The sequence below is a fragment of the Streptomyces pimonensis genome, from assembly GCF_041380215.1.
In the GTDB taxonomy this organism is placed as follows: domain Bacteria; phylum Actinomycetota; class Actinomycetes; order Streptomycetales; family Streptomycetaceae; genus Streptomyces; species Streptomyces pimonensis.
In genome coordinates this window covers 1-21,507 of sequence record NZ_JAHWZY010000025.1, presented here as the reverse complement: position 1 = coordinate 21,507, position 21,507 = coordinate 1, and the positions used below count along the sequence as shown (strand labels likewise).

18 protein-coding genes are annotated in these 21,507 nt (G+C 72.0%); 3 read left to right on the top strand and 15 right to left on the bottom strand.

Annotated features, from left to right (window positions below):
- Positions 1-129: 129 nt before the first annotated feature.
- The gene (gene nsdA, locus KYY02_RS22895) at positions 130-1,626 is read right to left on the bottom strand and encodes a transcriptional repressor NsdA (RefSeq protein WP_371240770.1); all 1,497 of its coding nucleotides are present in this window, start codon (positions 1,624-1,626) and stop codon (positions 130-132) included.
- 445 nt (positions 1,627-2,071) lie between these two features.
- On the opposite strand from nsdA, the gene KYY02_RS22890 reads away from it, so the two are divergent.
- On the top strand, positions 2,072-2,737 hold the full coding sequence (locus KYY02_RS22890; RefSeq protein ID WP_371240768.1) for a bifunctional DNA primase/polymerase: 666 nt from the start codon (positions 2,072-2,074) through the stop codon (positions 2,735-2,737).
- Between the two features lie 86 nt (positions 2,738-2,823).
- On the opposite strand, the gene ftsY is transcribed toward KYY02_RS22890, so the two are convergent.
- The 5 genes from ftsY to KYY02_RS22865 form a co-directional block, all read right to left on the bottom strand.
- Positions 2,824-4,026, bottom strand: a complete 1,203-nt coding sequence (gene ftsY, locus KYY02_RS22885) for a signal recognition particle-docking protein FtsY (RefSeq protein WP_371240765.1) — start codon at positions 4,024-4,026, stop codon at positions 2,824-2,826.
- Between the two features lie 201 nt (positions 4,027-4,227).
- Entirely contained in the window at positions 4,228-5,646 is a 1,419-nt protein-coding gene (locus KYY02_RS22880; protein ID WP_371240763.1) for a sugar porter family MFS transporter, read from the bottom strand.
- 196 nt (positions 5,647-5,842) lie between these two features.
- On the bottom strand, positions 5,843-9,418 hold the full coding sequence (gene smc, locus KYY02_RS22875; protein ID WP_371240761.1) for a chromosome segregation protein SMC: 3,576 nt from the start codon (positions 9,416-9,418) through the stop codon (positions 5,843-5,845).
- A gap of 281 nt (positions 9,419-9,699) precedes the next feature.
- The gene (locus KYY02_RS22870) at positions 9,700-9,903 is read right to left on the bottom strand and encodes a hypothetical protein (protein ID WP_371240759.1); all 204 of its coding nucleotides are present in this window, start codon (positions 9,901-9,903) and stop codon (positions 9,700-9,702) included.
- A 376-nt stretch (positions 9,904-10,279) separates the two neighbouring features.
- Positions 10,280-10,561 (bottom strand): acylphosphatase, encoded by a 282-nt coding sequence (locus tag KYY02_RS22865; RefSeq protein ID WP_371240757.1) that lies wholly within the window; start codon positions 10,559-10,561, stop codon positions 10,280-10,282.
- A gap of 176 nt (positions 10,562-10,737) precedes the next feature.
- Between KYY02_RS22865 and KYY02_RS22860 the strand changes: the two genes are divergently transcribed.
- Together KYY02_RS22860 and KYY02_RS22855 are read left to right on the top strand one after the other, a co-directional pair.
- A complete protein-coding gene (locus tag KYY02_RS22860) occupies positions 10,738-11,904 on the top strand; it encodes a CAP domain-containing protein (protein ID WP_371240754.1) in 1,167 nt (388 codons plus the stop codon).
- Between the two features lie 54 nt (positions 11,905-11,958).
- Positions 11,959-12,357 carry a winged helix-turn-helix transcriptional regulator gene (locus tag KYY02_RS22855; RefSeq protein WP_371240752.1) on the top strand — a complete coding sequence of 133 codons (399 nt, stop codon included), beginning with the start codon at positions 11,959-11,961 and terminating at the stop codon, positions 12,355-12,357.
- Here KYY02_RS22855 and mutM read toward each other — a convergent pair.
- The 9 genes from mutM to KYY02_RS22810 all read right to left on the bottom strand — a co-directional run bounded on the left by mutM (position 12,330) and on the right by KYY02_RS22810 (position 21,428).
- Positions 12,330-13,190 (bottom strand): bifunctional DNA-formamidopyrimidine glycosylase/DNA-(apurinic or apyrimidinic site) lyase, encoded by an 861-nt coding sequence (gene mutM, locus KYY02_RS22850; RefSeq protein ID WP_371240750.1) that lies wholly within the window; start codon positions 13,188-13,190, stop codon positions 12,330-12,332. The two genes, KYY02_RS22855 and mutM, sit on opposite strands and share 28 nt — an antisense overlap.
- 78 nt (positions 13,191-13,268) lie before the next feature.
- Entirely contained in the window at positions 13,269-14,099 is an 831-nt protein-coding gene (gene rnc / locus KYY02_RS22845; protein ID WP_371240748.1) for a ribonuclease III, read from the bottom strand.
- Positions 14,100-14,106: 7 nt separating this feature from the next.
- Positions 14,107-14,280 carry a 50S ribosomal protein L32 gene (rpmF, locus tag KYY02_RS22840; RefSeq protein ID WP_003951102.1) on the bottom strand — a complete coding sequence of 58 codons (174 nt, stop codon included), beginning with the start codon at positions 14,278-14,280 and terminating at the stop codon, positions 14,107-14,109.
- Positions 14,281-14,282: 2 nt separating this feature from the next.
- Positions 14,283-14,927, bottom strand: a complete 645-nt coding sequence (locus tag KYY02_RS22835) for a YceD family protein (protein ID WP_371240746.1) — start codon at positions 14,925-14,927, stop codon at positions 14,283-14,285.
- 128 nt (positions 14,928-15,055) lie between these two features.
- Complete coding sequence (locus KYY02_RS22830; protein WP_371240744.1) at positions 15,056-16,183, bottom strand: F0F1 ATP synthase subunit B; 1,128 nt, start codon at positions 16,181-16,183, stop codon at positions 15,056-15,058.
- Positions 16,184-16,280: 97 nt separating this feature from the next.
- Positions 16,281-16,760 carry a pantetheine-phosphate adenylyltransferase gene (gene coaD, locus KYY02_RS22825; protein WP_371240742.1) on the bottom strand — a complete coding sequence of 160 codons (480 nt, stop codon included), beginning with the start codon at positions 16,758-16,760 and terminating at the stop codon, positions 16,281-16,283.
- 26 nt (positions 16,761-16,786) lie between these two features.
- Complete coding sequence (gene rsmD / locus KYY02_RS22820; RefSeq protein WP_371240740.1) at positions 16,787-17,374, bottom strand: 16S rRNA (guanine(966)-N(2))-methyltransferase RsmD; 588 nt, start codon at positions 17,372-17,374, stop codon at positions 16,787-16,789.
- 49 nt (positions 17,375-17,423) lie between these two features.
- Positions 17,424-19,631: an ATP-dependent DNA helicase RecG gene (gene recG / locus KYY02_RS22815; RefSeq protein ID WP_371240738.1), complete on the bottom strand. Its 2,208-nt coding sequence runs from the start codon at positions 19,629-19,631 to the stop codon at positions 17,424-17,426.
- 66 nt (positions 19,632-19,697) lie between these two features.
- On the bottom strand, positions 19,698-21,428 hold the full coding sequence (locus KYY02_RS22810) for a DAK2 domain-containing protein (RefSeq protein ID WP_371240912.1): 1,731 nt from the start codon (positions 21,426-21,428) through the stop codon (positions 19,698-19,700).
- Positions 21,429-21,507 lie beyond the last annotated feature (79 nt).

Below are 21,507 nucleotides of genomic sequence, written 5' to 3'. Positions count from 1 at the left end.
CGGTGAGCCGTGACCGGGGAGACACACGACCGGCCGCGGCCGGCCTCCGAATGACCTGGCGTGGGGGAGCCGAGTCGGGCAGTTCGGGAGGGCCGGCCGCGGCCGGGGCCTGGCGGTGTCTCGGGGGTGTCAGACCGCCTCTGCGGTCTCGGGCAGCTCGATCGCGAGCCGCTCGCCGAGTTCGACGACTTCGGCGAGATCCCCGAAGTCGCGTACGGCGGTGTCGACCGTCTTTCGGATACGAGTGTTGACGCGTTCGGAACGGACTTTCCTGGCCGCCTTGATGGCGTCGGTGGCGAGGACCGCGCTCTGCTCGGGCTCTCTCTGCAGCAGGTGGACGGTGGCCATGCCGATCAGGTTGAGGGCGTAGGAGCGCTGGTGTTCGCCGCTCTCCCGGCCGAACAGCTCCACGGCCCGCCGCATCAGCGGCTCGGCGAGCGAGGCGTAGGTGGGACTGCGGCCGGCGACGTAGGCGAGGTCGCGGTAGGAGTGGGAGTTCTCCGCGTACAGCTCGGCCTCGGAGAAGAAGCCGATCCAGTCGGGGTCGGGCTCGTCCCACTCGTCGACCTCGGCGAAGGTGTCCTCGGCCATCCGCACCGCCCGCTTGCACCGGCCGGGCTGGCCCATGTTGGCGTAGGCGCGGGCCTCCATCGCATACAGCATGGACTGGGTGCGCGGGCTCGCGCAGTCCCGGCTGCCGTACTGCGCGAGGTGGATCAGCTCCAGGGCGTCCTCGGGCCGGCCGAGATGGATCATCTGCCGGCTCATGCTGGACAGCACGTACGAACCGAGCGGCCGGTCACCGGCCTCCTTGGCGGCGTGCAGGGCGAGCACGAAGTACTTCTGCGCGGTGGGCTGGAGCCCGACGTCGTACGACATCCAGCCGGCCAGTTCGGCGAGTTCGGCGGCGACCTTGAACAGGCGCCGGGTGGTGGCCTCGGGCTGGGCCTCCTGGAGCAGGTCGGTCACCTCGTGCAGCTGTCCGACGACCGCCTTGCGGCGCAGGCCGCCGCCGCACTGGGCGTCCCACTGCCGGAACATCACGGTGGTGGTCTCCAGCAGGTCCAGCTCCGGCCTGGAGAGCCGGCCGCGGGCGCGTGCGGAGGAGAACGCCGGTTCGGCCTCGGGCCGGGCCGGCGGGGTGGACGGAGAGGGGACGAGCCAGCGCTGCATGGGCTCGATGAGGGACGGGCCCGCGGAGAGGGCCAGTGAGCTCCCGAGGAAGCCGCGCCGTGCCAGCATCAGGTCGCTGCGCGAGAACTCGCTGAGCAGGGCCACGGTCTGCGGGCCCGTCCAGGGCAGGTCGACGCCGGTCGCGGAGGGCGCCGGACGAGTGGTGCGCAGGCCCAGGTCCTCGACGGAGACGACGAGGCCGAAGCGTTCGGAGAACAGCTCGGACAGGATTCCGGGGATCGGCTCACGCGGGTTCTCGCCGTCCAGCCAGCGGCGCACGCGCGAGGTGTCGGTGGAGATGTGGTGGGCGCCCAACTGGCGTGCCCTGCGGTTGACCTGGCGGGCGAGTTCGCCCTTGGACCAGCCACTGCGGACGAACCACGACGCGAGCAGCTCGTTCGGGCGTTTCTCCGCACTCGCAGCGTTCGTCCCGCCACCGCCGTTGCCGCTCACTGGAACGCCCCCATCCCTGAAGACCACTTGTCGCCGAGTGCGCCAAGCCCTATCAGAATGCCGGTCGTCGGGGCCGCCCGTCCGACGATTGTCACCCCTCGAACGGAAAGCCGAGTTGCCTCCGGCATACCCACACGTGCGTGCGCCCCAAGAAGCCGTACACACACAGTAACTCTATGATCACCCGCCCCACCGCGACGGAACCGCAATCGCCACCATTCGCCACCCCTTCGAATGAACCCACCGCCGCCGCCCCACGATTCACTTGACACGAGACAGCAGAAGCGGATGCAGCGGCGCGCCGAGGGGCGCATGCTGTCGCACGCGCCACCCCGGACGCTCCGGAGCGCCGATTGAGGGGACGGACATCGGGAAGTCGGAAACAGAGAGTCACTTTCCGCGTTCTCTGGGTGACCGTTCTCGCGTCGGACCCGTTGGAGGGGGCATGGGCTTCACGATCGGTATCGGTCGGGGCATCCGCGACATCCGGTCCGGCTCGCGTCGCCGGAGCCGCTCCTCGGACGGCACCGCCGCGGCCGAGTACACCGGGTTGTGGGGCTGGGACGTGGTGCCGGGCGTCCGGGCCGCCGCGGGCGTCTGCTCCTGCGGGCGCACCGAGTGCCGGGCGCCGGGCGCGCATCCGCTGGACCACGCGCCGGTGATCCGCGCCGGGACGCCGCTGGACGAGGTGACCGCGGTGTGGTCGGAGTTCCCGGGGGCCTCACTGATGCTGCCGGTCGGGCGGGCGTTCGACGTGATCGAGGTCGCGGAGGCCGCCGGGCGCCACGCCCTGACCCGACTGGAGCGCATGGGCCTGCCGGTCGGCCCGGTCTCCGCCACCCCGGACGGCCGCGCCCACTTCTTCGTCGCCCCCGGCGCCGCCGCCGCACTGCCCGAGCTGCTCTACCGCATGGGCTGGGACGACCCGGCCGCCCTGGACCTGCGCGGTCTCGGACCGGGTACGCACATCACGGCACCGCCGTCCGACCGGGCCGGCCTGGGCCCGGTGCGCTGGCTCCGCTCCCCCGCCCTGGACTCGGCGTCCCGCCCGCCCGGGGCGCGTCTGCTGCTCGGCACGCTGGCGTACGTGGCGCACCGGTCGGGTGCGTAGCCCCGGCACGGTGAAGCGCCCGCCCCCCGACCGGTGCGGGGGACGGGCGCTTCTCGCGTCCGCCGGGCTCTTCTCGGGCGCCGGGGTCACTCCCCGATGAGGGCGTCCACGAACGCGTCCGGCTCGAACGGCGCCAGGTCGTCCGCGCCCTCACCGAGCCCGATCAGCTTGACCGGCACGCCCAGCTCGCGCTGGACGGCGATCACGATGCCGCCCTTGGCCGTGCCGTCCAGTTTGGTGAGCACGATGCCGGTGATGTCGACGACCTCGGCGAAGACCCGCGCCTGCACCAGACCGTTCTGACCGGTGGTGGCGTCGAGCACGAGCAGCACCTCGTCCAGCGGGGCCTGCTTCTCCACGACCCGCTTGACCTTGCCGAGCTCGTCCATGAGGCCGGTCTTGGTGTGCAGCCGGCCCGCGGTGTCGATGAGCACGGCGCCGGCGGCCATCTCCTTGCCCTCCTTGACCGCGTCGAACGCGACGGAGGCCGGGTCACCGCCCTCCGGGCCGCGCACGACATGGGCGCCGACCCGCTCGCCCCAGGTCTGCAGCTGGTCGGCGGCTGCGGCACGGAAGGTGTCGGCGGCGCCGAGCACGACCGTGTTGCCGTCGGCGACCAGGACGCGGGCGAGCTTGCCGGTGGTGGTGGTCTTACCGGTGCCGTTGACGCCGACGACCATCACGACGCCGGGGCCGCCGGCCGCGTTCTCGGTGTGCACGGTGCGGTCCATCTCGGGGCCGACCAGCGTGATCAGCTCCTCGCGGAGCAGTCCGCGCAGCTCCTCGGGGGTGCGGGTGCCGAGCACCTTCACGCGCTCACGCAGCCGCTCGACCAGCTCCTGGGTGGGCTGCACACCGACGTCGGCGGTGAGCAGGGTGTCCTCGATCTCCTCCCAGGTGTCCTCGTCGAGGTGCTCACGGGACAACAGGGTGAGCAGGCCCTTGCCCAGGGCGTTCTGCGAACGGGAGAGCCGGGCGCGCAGCCGGACCAGACGGCCGGCGGTGGGCTCCGGGATCTCGATCTCCGGAGCCTCGGCGGCGGGCGGTTCCTCGATGACGACGGGACCGGCGCCCGCCGGAAGATCAACCTCCTCTATGGTGCGCCGCGGTTCCTCCCGCGGCGTCTCGGCCTCTTCGCCGACGTGCGGCTCGGCCGGAGGGGCGGTGATGTCGGGCGCGGCGGGCGGCGGCGGGGGCAGCGGCTTCCTGCGCCTACTGCCGACGACGAGCCCGCCGAGCGCGCCGAGCACGACCACGGCGATGACTACAGCAAGGATGACGATGTCCATAACAGCCCCAGTATGGCGCGACCTCCCACGAGGCCGTTCGTTGTACGCGCGGGGCCCGCGAGGGCCCGCGCCCGATGCCCGCGTGCCCCGGGAGAGCACGCCGCCGCCCTCGCCCGGGTGACCCGGGTGAGGGCGGCGGCGATGGTACGGGGAGAGGGGCAGCGGGGACGTGAGCCCTCCTCCCCGGACTGGGAGGGCTGCTCAGCCCATCTCCTCCAGCGTCTTGCCCTTCGTCTCCTTCACGAACTTCAGGACGAACGGGATGGAGAGCGCGGCGAAGACCGTGTAGATCACGTAGGTGACCGACAGGTTCCAGTCGGCCAGCGAGGGGAAGCTCGCGGTGATGGCCCAGTTGGCGATCCACTGCGCGGCGGCGGCGACGCCGAGGGCGGCGGCGCGGAGCCGGTTGGGGAACATCTCGCCGAGCATGACCCAGACGACCACGCCCCACGACAGGGCGAAGAAGAGGACGAAGACGTGCGCGGCGATCAGGGCGACCCAGCCCTGGGTGGCCGGCAGCGCTCCGTCGACGAGGTCGGCGGAGAAGGCCCAGGCCTCGAGGGCGAGACCGATCACCATGCCGACGGATCCGATGATCGCGAGCGGCTTGCGGCCGACGCGGTCGACGAAGATCATCGCGATGACGGTGCCGACGATGTTGATGATCGACGTGGTGAACGAGTAGAAGAACGAGTCCGTCGGGTCGACGCCGACCGACTGCCACAGCGTCGAGGAGTAGTAGAACGCGACGTTGATGCCGACGAACTGCTGGAACACCGACAGGCCGATGCCGATCCAGACGATCGGCTTGAAGAAGAAGCTGCCGCCGAGCAGGTCCTTGAAGCTGGACTTCTCCTCGCGGTGCATCGCCGACTCGATCTCGGTGACGCGGGCGGTCAGGTCGATGTCCTTGCCCTCGACCTCTTCGAGGATCTGCCGGGCGCGCTCGTGCTTGCCGACGGAGATCAGGTAGCGCGGGGACTCGGGGATGGCGAAGGAGAGCAGACCGTAGAGGACCGCCGGGATCACCATGACGCCGAGCATGACCTGCCAGGCCTCCAGGCCCATCAGCTCGCCGCGCTGGTCGCCGTCGGCGGCGTTGAGGATGCCCCAGTTGACCAGCTGGGACACGGCGATGCCGACGACGATCGCGGCCTGCTGGAAGGAGCCGAGCCGACCGCGGTAGGCGGGCGGGGCGACCTCGGCGATGTAGGCCGGGCCGATGACGGAGGCCATGCCGATGGCGAAGCCGCCGACGACGCGCCAGAGGGCGAGGTCCCACAGCGCGAAGGGCAGCGCGGAGCCGATGGCGCTGACGGTGAACAGGACCGCGGCGATCTGCATGCACCGGATGCGGCCGATGCGGTCGGCTATGCGGCCGGCGGTCGCGGCGCCGATCGCACAGCCGATCAGGGCGATGGCGATGACCTGCGCGAGCGCGGCGGAACCGATGTCGTAGCGGTCACGGATGGCCTCGACCGCGCCGTTGATCACGGAGCTGTCGTAGCCGAAGAGGAAACCGCCCATGGCGGCCGCCGCCGCGATGAAGATGACATGCCCGAGATGTTCGGGGTGAGCCGTCTTGGCTCCTGACTGCTGTGCCTGCGCTGTGCTGGTCACGTTGTACTCCTCGGGCCACCGGCAACATCGCCGGATGGGGGGGTCAGCCCTTCGAGGTCCAGCTGAAGGTACCTGAAGGTAAAAGCAACATTGCAGAGACTATGCCTTCAACTTTTGAAGTCAATAGGTCGTGTGTTGTGACTTTACAGACGTACCGAAGTGAAGATCGTTCAGGACTTGAAGGTTATATGCCGCTCTAACGCAGCCGCTGGCTGATGACCTTGGACACGCCGTCGCCCTGCATGGAGACGCCGTAGAGCGCGTCGGCGACCTCCATGGTGCGCTTCTGGTGCGTGATCACGATCAGCTGCGAGACCTCCCGCAACTCCTGCATGATCCGGATCAGCCGCTGGAGGTTGGTGTCGTCGAGGGCGGCCTCGACCTCGTCCATGACGTAGAACGGGCTGGGCCGCGCCTTGAAGATCGACACGAGCATCGCCACCGCGGTCAGCGACCGCTCACCGCCCGAGAGCAGGGAGAGCCGCTTGACCTTCTTGCCCGGCGGCCGCGCCTCGACATCCACGCCCGTGGTCAGCATGTTGCCGGGGTCGGTCAGCACCAGACGGCCCTCGCCGCCCGGGAACAACCGGGAGAAGACGCCCTCGAACTCGCGCGCGGTGTCCCGGTAGGCCTCGGTGAAGACCTGTTCGACGCGTGCGTCGACCTCCTTGACGACCTGGAGCAGGTCCGCGCGGGTCCTCCTCAGGTCCGCCAGCTGCTCGCTGAGGAACTGGTGGCGTTCCTCGAGCGCCGCGAACTCCTCCAGGGCGAGCGGGTTCACCTTGCCGAGCTGCTGGTGGGCGCGCTCGGCGGCCTTCAGGCGTTTCTCCTGCTCGGCCCGGACGAAGGGGCGGGGCCGGTGGCGCGGGTGTTCGGGCTCCTCCGGCAGCTGCTCGCCCTCGGCGGGGGGCGAGGGCGGCACCGGCTGGTGCGGGCCGTACTCCGACACCAGCCCGGCCGGTTCGACACCCAGTTCCTCCAACGCCCTGGTCTCCAGCTGCTCCATCCGCAGCCGCTTCTCCGCTCCCAGTACCTCGCCGCGGTGAACTGAATCCGTCAACTTGTCGAGTTCCGCCTTGAGATCGCGTCCCTCGGTGCGGGCGCGGGCGAGTTCCTGCTCGCGGCGGGCCTTGGCGGCCTCGGCGGCGGTGCGCTCCCGGTCGGCGCGGGCGAGGGAGACCTCGACGTGCGCGAGGAGCTGCCGGGCGCCGTCGGCGACGGCCCCGGCGACGGCGGCCTCGTGGCGCAGCCGGGCCCGGCGCTGTTCGGCACGCGCGCGTGTCTCGCGTTCCGCACGGGCGGCGCGGTCCAGTGAGTCGGCCCGTCCGGCGAGCGCCTTGACCCGCTCCTCGTGCGTACGGACCTGCAGCCGGGCCTCCATCTCGGTCTGGCGGGCGTTGGCCCCGTCGGCGGCGAGCCGGTCGCGTACGGCGGTGTCGGGCTCCTCCTCGAACGGCGCCTCCTCGGCGACGGCGAGCCGCTCGGCGAGTTCCTCGACGCCGATGAGCGCCCTGTCAAGGGCTTCCTGGGCCCGGGCCGCGGCGGCTCCGGCCCGCTCGGCCTCCCCGGCGGCACCGCGTGCCTGTCCCGCGAGCCGGCCGAGCTGCTGGGCGACGGAGGACTTCTCCCGGTCCGCTGCCCGGCGCCGCTCCCCGAGTTCCTCGACGAGGCCCGCGCACTCCCGGCGCCGGCCGGCCGCCGCCTCCTGCGCCTCGGCCAGCTCCACGCGCCGCACGGCCAGCTCCTCCAGCTCGGCGGCGGCCTCGTCCACGGATGCCTGTACTTCCAGCAGGCTGGGGGCGCTCGCCGAACCGCCCCGCGCGAAGTGGACGCCGAGCAGATCGCCTTCGGCGGTGACGGCGGTGAGGTGGGGGTGGGCGGCGACGACCTCCTCGGCGTCCTCCAGGGTGCCGACGACGACGACGTCGCGCAGCAGCCGTCGTACGGCCGGCATGAGGTCGGGAGGCCCGCTCACGAGGCGCTCGGCGGGAAGGGGGGAGCCTGGGCCGTCGTGGCCGGTCGCGCGGTCCTCCCGGTCCCTTCGGAGGTCCGGTGCTCCTGTCAGGAGCAGGGCTGCCCGGCCCGCGTCCCGTGTGTGCAGCAGGCGGATCGCGTCGGCCGCGGCGGACGGTGAGGTCGCCGCCAGGGCGTCCGCCGCCGTGCCGAACGCGGCCGCGAGCGGTACCTCGTAGCCGGCCGTCACCGTCAGCAGCTCCGCCGCCGGACCCAGCAGCCCCGTGAGACGGTCCCCCGCGCCCAGCAGGACACCGGTGCCGTCCTTGCGGCGCAGGCCGAGCGCCAGCGTCTCGTGGCGGGCCTGGGTCGCGGCGTGCTTCCGTTCCGCGGCCGTGACCGCCTCGCGGGCGGTGGTGAGGGCGGCCTCGGCCTCCGCGAGCCGCCGTTTGGCGTCCTCGTGCCGCTCGGCGAGTTCGGTGTCGTCCGCGTCGAGGCCGTCGACCTCGGCCCGGAGCGCCTCGTACTCCTCCTGGGCGGCGACGGCCCTCTCCTGGGCCTCGTCACGCGCGGCGGCCAGCCGCTCGATCTCGGCCTGGGCCGCGGCGGCACGCGAACGGGCCGCTCCCACCTGTCCCTTGAGCCGGGCGAGCCCTTCGCGCCGGTCGGCGACGGCGCGCGCGGCGTCCTTCAGGCGCCGTTCCTCCTGGGCGAGTTCGCGTTCCAGTTCCGCGCGGTGGGCGACCGTGCCCTCCAGGGCGCGCTCGGCCGCCTCCAGGGCGGCCTCCAGTTCGGCCTCCTGCTCGCGGATGCGGGCGGCCTCGCGCTCCATGTCCTCGGGATCCCGCCCGCGCCGCTCCTCGACGGGTGCGGACGTCGCGCTCCTCACGCGCGCGTCGGCCAGCGAGATCGTGCCGCGCACCCGCTCGGCGAGCTGGGAGAGCTCGTACCAGGTCTGCTGGGCGCTGTGCAGGCGCGGGCTGAGCCGGCGCACCTCGTCCTCCAGGTGCGCCTCGCGCCGGAGCGCCTTCCCCAGCTCGGCCTCGACCGCCTCCTTGCGTTCCTTGAGGGCGGCCTCGTCGGCGATCTCGGCCTGCAGCGCCTCGCGCAACCGTACGAGGTCGTCGGCGAGCAGCCGCAGCCGGGCGTCGCGCAGGTCGGCCTGGATGACGGCGGCCCGCCGCGCGACGGCGGCCTGGCGACCGAGCGGCTTGAGCCGGCGCCGCAGCTCGTCGGTGAGGTCCTGCACGCGGGCGAGGTTGGCCTGCATCGCGTCCAGCTTCCGCAGCGCCTTCTCCTTGCGCTTTCGGTGCTTGAGGACGCCGGCTGCCTCCTCGATGAAGGCGCGGCGGCCCGTGGGATCGGCGTGCAGAACGGAGTCGAGCCGGCCCTGGCCGACGATGACGTGCATCTCACGGCCGATGCCGGAGTCGGACAACAGTTCCTGGATGTCGAGGAGCCGGCAGGTGTCGCCGTTGATCTGGTACTCGCTGCCGCCGTTGCGGAACATGATCCGCGCGATGGTGACCTCGGAGTACTCGATGGGGAGGGCGCCGTCGGAGTTGTCGATGGTCAGGGACACCTCGGCCCGGCCCAGCGGGGGGCGGCCGGTGGTGCCGGCGAAGATGACGTCCTCCATCTTGCCGCCGCGCAGCGACTTGGCGCCCTGCTCGCCCATGACCCAGCTGAGCGCGTCCACGACATTGGACTTGCCCGAGCCGTTCGGACCCACGACGCAGGTGATCCCCGGCTCGAACCGGAGCGTGGTCGCGGAGGCGAACGACTTGAAGCCACGGAGGGTCAGGGCCTTGAGGTGCACGCCGCCGGACTCTACCCGCCGGGCGGATCCCACTCCATGAACGCACGGTTTCGCGGGTGAACGCGCAGGGCACACCAGACGTTGAAGACGGTGAAAGGATGCGCGGGACAGCGAACGCCGGGCCCGGGGGCGCAGGTGCCGGAGTGAGGCCGCGGGGGCGGAAAAGAAAGAAGGGACGCCAGAGGCGTCCCTTGCAGTTCTGACTGCTCGGCGGTGTGACGGGCGGGCCCGATCACTGCTGTGCTGTTCGTACAGCGCTGAAGAGATCAGCGGTGCAGTGATCAGGTGAGCGCAGGCTCCGCCTCGTGTGCGTCAACGCTCTCCATGATCCTGTCCTGAGAAGCGGCAGCCGCCAGCGCGTCCTTCTCCGCCTGGATCCGTACGAGCTCGGATTCCAGGTCCTGGACGCGCTGCTGGAGCCGTCGCATCTCGGCGAGGAGTCGCGGGTCGGAGCCGCCGACGTAACCGAGAAGCGCCTTTGCCATGATGGATGGTCCTCCACAATGAGTGACCGACCGATGCGGTGTGGGTCGTGAGGGATTCGCACCCGCGGTGCTTGGCAGGCTGGAGTTGTGCTGCCGTTCAGCCATGCCAAACAGCTAAGGTGCGCGGGGCTTTCAGCGTCTCACCAAAAAGTTTGAGGGTCAACACGATCACACCCCGTATCGGCGGACGACCGGGCGCGCGCGGCCGGCGGACGGTGGCGGCGCGGGTCTCACGGGTCCTGGGGACGTGGCGATCATCTTGGCCGCCGACGCCGCCCACGGCAAGCCCTTCTCCGCAACCACCAGGACTTTTCCTCCGAGGAGGGCTCGCCGCGCGGCCCGCCCGGGGCGTTCCGGGCCGCCGGAGCGGACGGGCTCAGCGGATGGCGAAGCTCTCGTACCCGCCGCGCGGTGTGTCCCAGATCTCGGTGACTCCGTCCACGTGTCCGGGCGTGTCGCCGGCCTGGAGCCAGTCGAGCAGCCCCTCACAGCGTTCGCGGGCACCTTCGGCGACCACTTGGACCCTGCCGTCGCCCAGATTGAGAGCAAAACCACTCAGACCGCCGATCTCCAGCGCCTTGGCGCGCGTGAACCAGCGGAAACCCACACCCTGGACACGTCCCCGCACCCAGGCGACCAGTCGCACATCCTCGCTCATGGCTGCAACCTAACCGGACAAAGTCACCAGGGGCACACCGCCCCCTTGCGCCATGCGGTAGCGTCCCCAGCCATAAATCTCATAGGAAACTCGCTCGTTCGTGTGAGTTTCGTGATCGTCGCGTTTCGGGTTGGTCGCCAGCACGAGTCGACCGCAAGGACGAGGAAGGCCAGGACATGGGACGCCACCGACGCTCCGCCGCCGGCCGCGCCGCCACGGGCCGCGCCACCGGGATCACTCACGACGACGGCTCGCTTCCGAGGGGTGACCGGGGGGACGGCCCGCCCACGATGGGCACCGCGCCGTATCCGAACTCGCAGGCGTACGCCGAGACGTACGCGAAGAGCGAGGCCTACCTCTACGCGACGAACGGCGCCGGAGGCGGCGACTTCACCCGCGGCGGCTTCCGGGACGCCGGCTTCTCGACGGGCCCGGACCGCATCGGCCACGCCTTCACCGATGACGGACTCGCGCCCGACGACACGCCCGGCGCCGGCGGACACCGGCGCCGGAAGAAGAGGACCGCGGCCCCGGTCCGTACCGGCCTGCTCGGCGTCTCCGCCGCAGTGGCCCTCGGCGCGGTGGCGGTGACCACCGGCGCGGTACCCGGTCTGGGGAACTACCGGCTCGGCGACAGCGCCTCCGGTGACAACGTGCAGGCCGGAAACGTGCCGACGAACTCGCCCAGCGGGCAGGGCGGCACGTCCGGCAGTCTGGAGAACCCGAGCCGCGACACCGGCGCCCCGGCGAGCCGTGACGCCGAGCGCTCCGCCTCGTCCGGGCCGGCCGCGTCGGCCTCGGCCTCGGCCGCTCCGACGAAGGCCCCGGAGAAAAGGACTCCGGAGAAGGAGGAGACCCCGGCGGCCCCGGAGGAGGCCGCGCAGAAGACGCCGTCCCGTGAGGCGACGCCGGAACCGGAGCCGGAGCCGGAGAAGAAGGCGAGCAGTCCGGTGGCCGGGGCGGCGGAGGCCGTCGCTGGAGCCGAGGTGCTCCGGCTGGTCAACGTGGAGCGGGCCAAGGTGGGGTGCAGCCCGGTCGTCGCGAGCAGTTCGCTGACCGATCTGGCCACGGCGTTCAGCGCCGACATGGCCGACCGGGGCTTCTTCGACCACACCGACCCCGACGGCGACACCCCGTGGGACAGGGCCAGAACAGCCGGCATAGGCAACCTGGGCGGCGAGAACATCGCCCGGGGCCAAGCCGACGCCGAGGCCGTGATGCAGGCCTGGATGGACAGCCCCGGCCACAAGGCGAACATACTGAACTGCGACTTCAAGACGCTGGGCGTGGGCGTCCACATGGGGTCGGGCGGTCCGTGGTGGACCCAGAACTTCGGGTACTGACTTACGGTCAGCGCGATCCGATGGTAAGCGCTGCCCTGACGTAGGCTTGCCCGTATGACGACCGTGCGGCGCCCGGAGGAGCAGGGGTCTTCCTTCAACGTGTTCGCCAAGGCGTGTCCGTCCCGCGGGACGCTGGAGCATGTGACCGGGCGCTGGGGCGCGCTGACCCTCGGCGCGCTCCACGAGGGCTCGCTCCGGTTCAACGAGTTGCGCCGCCGGGTCGACGGGGTGAGCGAGAAGATGCTCTCCCAGACGCTGCACGCGCTGGAGCGCGACGGGCTGGTGCACCGAGAGGCCCAGCCCACCAACCCGCCCCGCGTGGACTACGAGCTGACCCCGCTGGGCCACGAGGTCGCCCGGCGTCTGCTGTCCCTCATCCAGTGCGTCGAGGGAAGCATGGACGCCGTGCTCCAGGCCCGTGAGCGCTACGACACGACGCGCGGCGCCCGCTGACACCTCGGGCAGAAGTAACTGGAGCGGTTCATCCACGCCCGTCGGCGCACCGGTGTACCGCAGCGGCGGCACGGCAGGCCCTCGCGACCGTACGCGTCCAGGGACCGGTCGAAGTAGCCGGACTCCCCGTTGACGTTGACGTAGAGGCTGTCGAAGCTGGTGCCGCCCACGGCGAGAGCCGCGTTCATGACGTCCCGGACGTGACCCAGCAGGAGCAGGGTGCGCGGGCGGGTGAAGCCGGCCGTCGGGCGCTCGTAGTGGATGCCGGCCCGCCACAGCGCCTCGTCGGCGTAGATGTTGCCGACGCCGCTGATCAGTGACTGGTCGAGCAGCGCCCGCTTGATGGTGGTCCGCTTGCGGCGCAGCGCCTGGTGGAACGCCTCCTCGTCGAAGAGCGGGTCGAGGGGGTCCCGGGCGATGTGCGCGATGACGTCGGGCAGCCCGTCGGGGGTGTTGTCGTGCAGGGACAGGCCGCCGAAGGTGCGCTGGTCCACGAAGCGGAGCTCGGTGTCCAGGGTGTCGGTGAAGCGGACGCGGACGCGCAGGTGCTTCTCGTCCGGCGCCGTGTGCGGCTGCACCAGCAGCTGACCGCTCATGCCGAGGTGGGCCAGGACCGACTGACCGGTGTCCTCCAGGGGCAGCCACAGGTACTTGCCGCGGCGGCTGGGGACGCCGACGCGGTGTCCCCTGAGCCGGTGCGCGAAGTCGTCGGCGCCGGAGAGGTGCCGGCGTACCGCGCGCGGGTGCAGCACCTCCGCGTCGGCGACGGTCCGGTGGGCGACCCACCGCTCGAGTCCGCGCCGTACGACCTCGACCTCGGGAAGCTCGGGCATGGTGTCCCCTCCCAGGACCGGTGGACGAGACCGAGCGCCCGCCCCGGTGCGGGGCGGACGCTCGGGTCACGTGGTTCGTCAGGCGGAGGCCGACGGGGCCTCGGCGCTCCTTTCGGAGACGTCGGCTTCGGCGACCCGGACGGCCTCCTCCGCCTCCGCCGCCGCTTTGGCGCGCTCGTCCGCGGCGGCCCGGATGGACCGCCAGGCGGACTCGGCGGCCTGCTGCTCCGCCTCCTTCTTGCTGCGGCCGGTGCCGGTGCCGTACGAGACGCCTCCGACGCGGGCGGCAGCAGTGAAGGTCTTCTCGTGATCGGGGCCGGTCTCCGTGACCAGGTACTCGGGCACGCCGAGTCCTTCGGTCGCGGTGAGCTCCTGGAGACTGGTCTTCCAGTCCAGGCCGGCACCGAGGTTCGAGGACTTCTCGATCAGGGGGTCGAACAGGCGGTGCACCAGCTCCGCCGCCGATTCCAGGCCCTGGTCGAGATAGACGGCACCGATCACCGCTTCCAGGGTGTCGGCGAGGATGGACGCCTTGTCCCGGCCGCCCGTTCCCTCTTCACCGCGGCCGAGCCGGATGAAGGAGCCCAGTTCGAGCCCGCGGCCCACCTCCGCCAGCGCACGCGAGTTGACCACCGCGGCCCGCAGCTTGGCCAGCTGGCCTTCGGGCAGGTCGGGGTGGGTGCGGTACAGCGTGTCCGTGACGACGAGACCGAGCACGGAGTCCCCGAGGAACTCCAGCCGCTCGTTCGTCGGCAGGCCGCCGTTCTCGTACGCGTAGGAACGGTGGGTCAGCGCACGCACCAGAAGGGCGGACTCGAGCTGGTAGCCGAGCCGCCCTTCCAGAAGCGTGTGGGACGAGGCCTGGTTGTCCGCTGAGTTCTTCTTCGGCGTCGCCACAGTGCCTCTCACCAGCCGCTCAGACCTCGAGGACCTGGCGCTTGTTGTAAGTGCCGCAAGACGGGCAGGCGATGTGCTGCTGCTTGGGCTCGTGGCAGCGCTCGCACGCAACCAGGGTGGGGACCGCAGCCTTCCACTGCGACCGGCGGTGGCGCGTGTTGCTGCGCGACATCTTCCGCTTCGGAACAGCCACGGCTACTTCTCCTGCTTCTCGTCGACGTCCGGTTCGGCGCCGCTCATCTCGTCCTTCTCGCCGTCCTTCATGGTGCCGGCGAGTCCCTGCAAAGCCGCCCAACGGATGTCGACGGCGTCATGGTGGTGGTCCGGGTCGTCCGCGAGCCGTGCTCCGCACTCGGCGCACAGACCCGGGCAGTCTTCCCGGCACACCGGCTGCATCGGTAGTGCGAGCACCACCGCGTCCCGCAGCACGGGCTCGAGGTCGAACAGGCCGTCCTCGAGGAAGAGCCTGTCCTCGTCGTCCTCGGCGTCGTCGCCCGGTTCCGCGATCACACGGCCCCGGTCGTCGGCGTCAGGGTACGAGAACAACTCCTGGAAGTCCGCTTCGAGCTCCTGCTCCAGCGGCTCCAGACACCTTACGCACTCCCCCTCGGCCTTCGCACGGGCGGTGCCTGTGACGAGCACACCTTCCATGACCGACTCGAGCCGGAGTTCCAGCTCCACCGGGGCGCCTTCCGGCACTCCGATGACCCCCTTGATACCGAGATCGCGGGGAGCGTCGACCGTACGGTTCAGGCGCTGCAGCGCACCAGGACGCCGCCCCAGTTCGTGTGTGTCGAACACGAGGGGGTTGCGGTGGTCGAGGCGGGCGTTCAGGGCCATTCCTGCTTTCGGTCTTCGAGCTCAGAGGTACTACTGCCCCGCGACGTTCCCGGGCAGCGTGGATCGCGGACGTAAGCGCGACCGAAGAGCCAGGATACTGGACCTTTCGCTCCCGGCCCAATCCGCCCCTACAGACCCCGCTCGCGCTCGTAGGCCCGCAGCTGCTCGGGCGTGATCATGCTGGTGTCGAAGAGGCTGGTCTCGTCCAGGGCGTAGCCCTGCCGGGCCTGCTGGTCGTGCCCGGCCTGCTGGTCGTGGCCCGGGGCGTACGCCTGCCCCTGCCCGTCGTAGCCCTGGTACGCGGCGTACGGATCGGCCTGCTGGGCGGGGGCGCCTCCCGCCGGAGCGTAACCGGGCACGGAGGAGTAGGCGTCCTGCTGTCCGCCGTACTGCTGCTGGTAGTCGGCGTACGGATCGGCCTGCTGGGCGGGGGCGCCTCCCGCCGGAGCGTAACCGGAGGCGGGGGAGTAGGCGGGCTCCGGCTGGGCGTAGCTCTGCTGCCGCGGCTCGGGCCGCCCGGCCCGGGCGGCGTCCTGCTCGGCGAGGGACGCGAGGTCGGCCAGGTAGTCGGCGTCGCTGGAGTGCTGGACGGTCGTCGGGTCGTCGGCGAGGGCGCCGAGGTCGTCGGTGGCGATCCGGCCGTGCAGCTTCTGCCGGCCCCGCCCCACCGCCTCCAGGGTCTTGGCGAGGACCGCCTCGAAGGCGCCGAGCTTGACGTCGACGTACTCGTCGGCGCTGCGGCGCAGGGTCTCCGGGTCGTGGCTGCGCTCGGGGGCGTCCTCGTCCTCGTAACCCTGCTCGTCGAGGCCGGGGCCGGTGCCGAGCAGCTTCTCGCGGCCGCGGCCGACGGAGCCGAGCGTCTTGGTGAGGACGACCTCGAAGTTGGCCAGCTTGGAGTCGACGTAGTCGTCGGCCTCCGCGCGGATCTCCTCGGCCTCCTTGCGTGCCTCTTCGAGGATCCGGTCGGCCTCGGCCTGGGAACGGCGGGCGATCTCGGTGTCGGAGATCAGGGAGCCGCGCTGGGCGTGCGCGCCCTCGATGATCCGCTCGGCCTCCTGGCGGGCCTGCTCGACCATCTGCTCCCGGCCGCCGATCAGTTCCCGGGCCTGGGCGAGGGAGTCGGGCAGCGCCGCACGCACCTCTTCGAGCATCGAGAGCAGCTCGGCGCGGTTGACCACGCACGAGGCCGACATGGGCATCGACCGGGCACTGGAGACCGCGGCGACGATCTCATCGAGCTTCTTCTGCACGTCCACCGTGTGCTCGCCACTCTCTACAGCTGTGTTGGAGACGGACGGGACGACTGTAAGGCCACGGGGCGTCCGGTGGACACCGGACGGCCGGTACGGGCGGTCAGTCCCGACGCAGGCGTTCGGTGAGGGCCGTCAGGACCTCCGGCGGCACCAGGTGGGCGACGTCGCCGCCCCAGGCCGCCACCTCCTTGACGAGCGAGGAGGACAGGAAGCTGTAGGTGGGGTTGGTGGGGACGAAGAGGGTCTCCACGCCCGACAGGCCGTTGTTCATCTGGGCCATCTGCAGTTCGTAGTCGAAGTCGCTGACCGCGCGCAGGCCCTTGACGATGGCGGGGATGTCGCGCTGCTTGCAGAAGTCGACGAGCAGGCCGTGGAAGGCCTCGACGCGGACGTTGCCGTACTCGGCGGTGACCCGGTGGATCAGGTCGATCCGTTCCTCGATCTCGAACAGGCCCTTCTTGGACTGGTTGATCATCACCGCGACGTAGACCTCGTCGTACAGCCGGGAGGCCCTGGCGATGATGTCGAGGTGTCCGTTGGTGATCGGGTCGAACGACCCGGGGCATACGGCGCGGCGCACTTGTGATCCCTCGCTCTCCGGTCCAGTCATCGTGCGTCTTCGCACGTAGAGGCGGCGCGACCGTACCAAAACGTTCCCTCGCCGTAGCGGCGGGCCCGGATCGCCTCGAAGCCGGGCGGCCAGGCGAATTCCCCGCCTCGGGTGCTGCGCTCCACGGTGACGAGGGCTTCCTCCGCGAGCCAGCCCTGCGAGCGGAGTGTGAGCAGGATCTCGCGGAGATCGTCGTCCGGGACGGCGTAGGGCGGGTCGAGGAAGACGATGTCGTACGGTTCCCGCGGGGGCGCGGCACGGACGATCTGTTCCGCCTTGCCGGGGCCGACCTCGGCGCCGGGGAGCCCGAGCGACTTCACGTTCTCCCGGACCGTGCGGACGGCGCGGGCGTCGGCCTCGACGAGCAGGACGTGTCCGGCGCCCCGGGACAGGGCCTCCAGGCCGACGGCGCCGGAACCGGCGTACAGGTCGAGGACGCGTTCGCCGTCCAACGGGCCGCCGAGCAGGGACTGCCAGGTGGAGAGGAGGCCCTCGCGCGCGCGGTCGGAGGTCGGGCGGGTCCCCTGTCCCGGCGGAACGGCCAGGCGGCGTCCGCCGGCCGCGCCGGCGATCACGCGAGTCATGTCCTCGGTCCTTGTCGGTGTGTGCTGGTCGGTGGCTGTCCCCAGTCTGTCAGCCCTTCTCCAGGTACTGCTCCCGCTCCTCGTCCAGCAGGGCGTCCAGCGCCGTGCGCAGGGCGGGCAGGTTCGTCAGGCCCGGGTCGGCGGCCACCACCGCCGCCGCCTCCTGCCTCGCCTCGGCGATGATCCCCTCGTCCTCGATGACGGCGAGCATGCGCAGACTGGAGCGGGTGCCGGACTGCGCCTGGCCCAGCACGTCGCCCTCGCGGCGCTGTTCCAGGTCGATGCGGGAGAGCTCGAAGCCGTCGAGGGTCGAGGCGACGGCGTTCAGCCGCTGCCGGGCCGCACTCGCCTCGGGCATCTCGGTGACCAGCAGGCACAGGCCCGGGGCCGAGCCGCGGCCGACCCGGCCGCGCAGCTGGTGGAGCTGGGAGACGCCGAAGCGGTCGGCGTCCATGATCACCATCGCGGTGGCGTTGGGGACGTTGACCCCGACCTCGATGACCGTCGTGGCGACCAGGACGTCGGCCTCCCCGGCCGCGAAACGGCGCATGACGGCGTCCTTGTCGTCGGGCTGCATGCGCCCGTGCAGGACCTCCACCCGGAGCCCTCGCAGCGGCCCTTTCGCGAGCTGCTCCGCGATGTCCAGGACGGCGAGCGGGGGCCGCTTCTCCGCCTCGTCCTCGGCGGGCTTCTTCCCGCCGGTCCTCTTCGGGTCGTCCTCCTCGTCGCCGATGCGCGGGCAGACGACGTACGCCTGGTGCCCGTTCGCGACCTCCTCGCGGACCCGCTCCCAGGCGCGGGCGAGGAAGTGCGGCTTGTCGGAGACCGGGACGACATGGCTGGCGATGGGCGAGCGGCCGGCCGGGAGCTGGTCGAGGACGGAGGTCTCCAGGTCGCCGAAGACCGTCATCGCGACCGTGCGCGGGATGGGGGTGGCGGTCATGACGAGCAGGTGCGGGGGCTGCTTGCCCTTGCCGCGCAGGGCGTCGCGCTGCTCCACGCCGAAGCGGTGCTGTTCGTCGACCACGACCAGGCCCAGGTCGTGGAACTGCACCTTGTCCTCGATCAGCGCGTGCGTGCCGATGACGATGCCGGCCTCGCCGGTGGCCAGGTCGAGCAGCGCGTGGCGGCGCGCCGCCGCTCCCATGGACCCGGTGAGCAGCACCACCTTGGTGGCGTCGTCCGGTCCGCCGAGCATCCCTCCCTCGGCCAACTCGCCCATCATCTCGGTGACCGACCGGTGGTGCTGCTGGGCGAGCACCTCGGTGGGCGCGAGCATCGCCGCCTGTCCGCCCGCGTCGACGACGGCGAGCATGGCGCGCAGGGCGACCATCGTCTTGCCCGACCCGACCTCGCCCTGGAGCAGGCGGTGCATGGGGTGCTCGGTGGCGAGGTCGGCGAAGATCTCGGCGGAGACCTTCCGCTGGCCCTCGGTGAGGGTGAAGGGGAGGCGGTCGTCGAAGGCGGCGAGGAGGCCGTCGGGCTTCGGGCGGCGCGCCACGGCGGGGAGTTGCGCGTCGGCGTGGCGGCGGCGGGCGAGGGCGACCTGGAGGACGAAGGCCTCGTCCCACTTGAGGCGGGCGCGGGCGTCCTCGACGTCCGCCCTGGTGTGCGGGCGGTGGATCTTGAGAAGTGCCTCGGGGAGGGCGACCAGTCCGCGGCCCGCGCGGAGGGACTCCGGGAGGGGGTCGACGGCCTCCTGGGCGCTGGGCAGCACCGTCTGGAGCGCCTTGCCGATCTTCCAGGACTCCAGCTTGGCGGTGGCGGGGTAGATCGGGATGAGGGCGCCGGCCCAGGTCTCGACCGTCTCTTCGGCGTCTCCGCGCAGCAGCTCATAAGCAGGGTGGGCGAGTTGGAGGCGTCGGTTGAAGACGGAGACCTTGCCGGCGAACATCGCTCGGGTGCCCGGCAGGAGTTCCTTGTGCGGTTTGTGGACACCGGCGCCGAAGAAGACCAGCTGCAGCCGGCCGCTGCCGTCCGTGATGGTCACCTCGAGGCGCTGGCCCTTGCCGCGCGGGGCCTTGGTGGAGGCGAAGGTGTGCAGACGGGCGTCGGCGACCTGGGCGACCACCGTGACGTGCTCGTCCATGGGGAGGTCGGTGAGGTGGGTGAGCTGACCGCGCTCCTCGTATCTGCGCGGATAGTGGTGCAGGAGGTCGCCGACGGTGTGCAGGCCGAGGTGCTCGGCCATCACCTTCGCGGTGGCGGGGCCGAGCACCTTCTTCAGTGGTTCGTCGAGTGCGGGCACGGGATCCATTGCACACCACCGCACTGACAACACGCAGACGCCGGGGCCCGGCTCCGCACAAAGGCCCCGCCCGGGTCACTCCACCCCGATGAGCAGCAGGGCGCCCTGTCTGCCGCCGTGGTAGACCACCGTGTCGACGGCGAGGTAGCCCTGGCGGACGCGGGTCTCCAGGCGGGCGGCGACGGACTCGGGGGCGTCGTCGCCGAGGACCAGGGTGACCAGCTCGCCGCCGGCCGCGAGCATGCGGTCGAGGACGGTCTCGGCGGTGGACGTGAGGTCCTGCCCGATCACGGCCACGTCCCCGTCGACCAGGCCGAGGACGTCCCCGGCCTGGCAGATGCCCGCCATGGTCCAGGACTGGTGCTCGGCGACGGTGACCTCGGCGTAGCGGGTCGCGCCCGCCGCCGACGTCATCGACACCACGTCCTCGTCGAAACGGCGCTCCGGCTCGTGCACCGCGAGCGCCGCGATGCCCTGGACCGCGGAGCGGGTCGGGATGAGCGCCACCCGGACGCCCTCCGCCCGGACCTGCTCGGCCGCCGCGGCGGCGGTGTGGCGCAGATCGGCGTCGTTGGGCAGCAGCACCACCTCCCGTGCGTGCGCGCGCCGTACCGCCTGGACGAGTTCACCGCTCGCGGGCGGCTCTCCGGGACGGGCGAGCACGGTGGTCGCGCCCGCCCCGGCGTACAGATCCGCCAGGCCCTCGCCGGGCACCACGGCCACCACGGCCCGCTGAGCGCGTTCCCCGGGCGCCGCCGGCTCGGCCCCGGTGGTGTGGACGTCCCCCGCACCGAAGTGGGTGATCCGGATCCGGTACGGCCGTCCGGCCTCGACCCCGGCCTCCACGGCGGCGCCCGCGTCGTCCACGTGCACATGCACGTTCCACAACCCGTCCCCGCCCACCACCACGAGCGAGTCGCCCAGCGCGTCGAGCCGGTCGCGCAGCCGTGCGACGGCCTCGTCGCCGGCCTCCAGCAGGTAGATCACCTCGAAGGCGGGTCCCCCGGGCCCCGGTCCCGGCCCCGGTGCGGCACCGCCGTCCGCGCACGCGCCGAGGCCGCCGGCCCCCTCCACGGGCGCGTGCGGTACGGGACCGGCGGCGCGTACGGAGCCGCTCCACTGGCCGCCCACCGCCGGCATGCCCCGCGGCGCCTCCCCCGTGCATGTCTCCACCAGCGCCGCGAGCACCGCCACCAGCCCCCTGCCGCCCGCGTCGACCACCCCTGCGCGGCGGAGGACGGCCAGGCGGGCCGGGGTCTCGGCGAGTGCCGCGCGCGCGCCCTCGTAGGCCGCCCGCGCCACCGCCCCGCAGTCGCCGTCCGTCCGGCCGGCGGCTTCGGCGGCGGCCGCGGCGACGGTGAGGACCGTGCCCTCGACGGGATGCGCGACCGCCTGGCGCGCGGAGTCGGCCGCGTGCCGCAGGGCGGCCCGCAGCCCCTCCCCGCCGGCGTGGGCCGGGGCCCCGTCCGCGGCCAGCACCTGGGCCATGCCGCGCAGCAGCTGCGCCAGGATCGTCCCGGAGTTGCCGCGGGCGCCGATCAGCGCCCCGTGCGCCATCGCCCGTACCGCGTCGGCCAGCGCCGGCCGCCGGTCACCACCGGCCTCGTGCCCCGCGAACACCGCCTCCACCGCCGCGGTCGCCGACTCGACGGTCAGATAGAGATTGGTCCCGGTGTCCCCGTCCGCGACCGGGTAGACGTTGATCGCGTCGATCTCCTCGCGGGCCCGCCCCAGCGCCTCGAGCGCGAGACCGCACCAGGAACGCACCGCGGGAGCATCGAAGAACGTCTGCGGCACCTGCGCCACCTGCGCCTCCCTGAGCTGCCGACCGTGGCAGGCAGCGTAGACCGTGGGACGCCGCCCACCGGAGGAGGGCCGGAGGCAG

Excerpts from the sequence above, each read along its gene's own strand:
- KYY02_RS22890 (WP_371240768.1), top strand. The coding sequence starts at position 2,072 with ATGGGCTTCACGATCGGTATCGGTCGGGGCATCCGCGACATCCGGTCC.
- ftsY (WP_371240765.1), bottom strand. The coding sequence starts at position 4,026 with ATGGACATCGTCATCCTTGCTGTAGTCATCGCCGTGGTCGTGCTCGGC.
- KYY02_RS22870 (WP_371240759.1), bottom strand. The coding sequence starts at position 9,903 with ATGGCAAAGGCGCTTCTCGGTTACGTCGGCGGCTCCGACCCGCGACTC.
- KYY02_RS22865 (WP_371240757.1), bottom strand. The coding sequence starts at position 10,561 with ATGAGCGAGGATGTGCGACTGGTCGCCTGGGTGCGGGGACGTGTCCAG.
- KYY02_RS22860 (WP_371240754.1), top strand. The coding sequence starts at position 10,738 with ATGGGACGCCACCGACGCTCCGCCGCCGGCCGCGCCGCCACGGGCCGC.
- KYY02_RS22855 (WP_371240752.1), top strand. The coding sequence starts at position 11,959 with ATGACGACCGTGCGGCGCCCGGAGGAGCAGGGGTCTTCCTTCAACGTG.
- mutM (WP_371240750.1), bottom strand. The coding sequence starts at position 13,190 with ATGCCCGAGCTTCCCGAGGTCGAGGTCGTACGGCGCGGACTCGAGCGG.
- KYY02_RS22835 (WP_371240746.1), bottom strand. The coding sequence starts at position 14,927 with ATGGCCCTGAACGCCCGCCTCGACCACCGCAACCCCCTCGTGTTCGAC.
- rsmD (WP_371240740.1), bottom strand. The coding sequence starts at position 17,374 with ATGACTCGCGTGATCGCCGGCGCGGCCGGCGGACGCCGCCTGGCCGTT.
- recG (WP_371240738.1), bottom strand. The coding sequence starts at position 19,631 with ATGGATCCCGTGCCCGCACTCGACGAACCACTGAAGAAGGTGCTCGGC.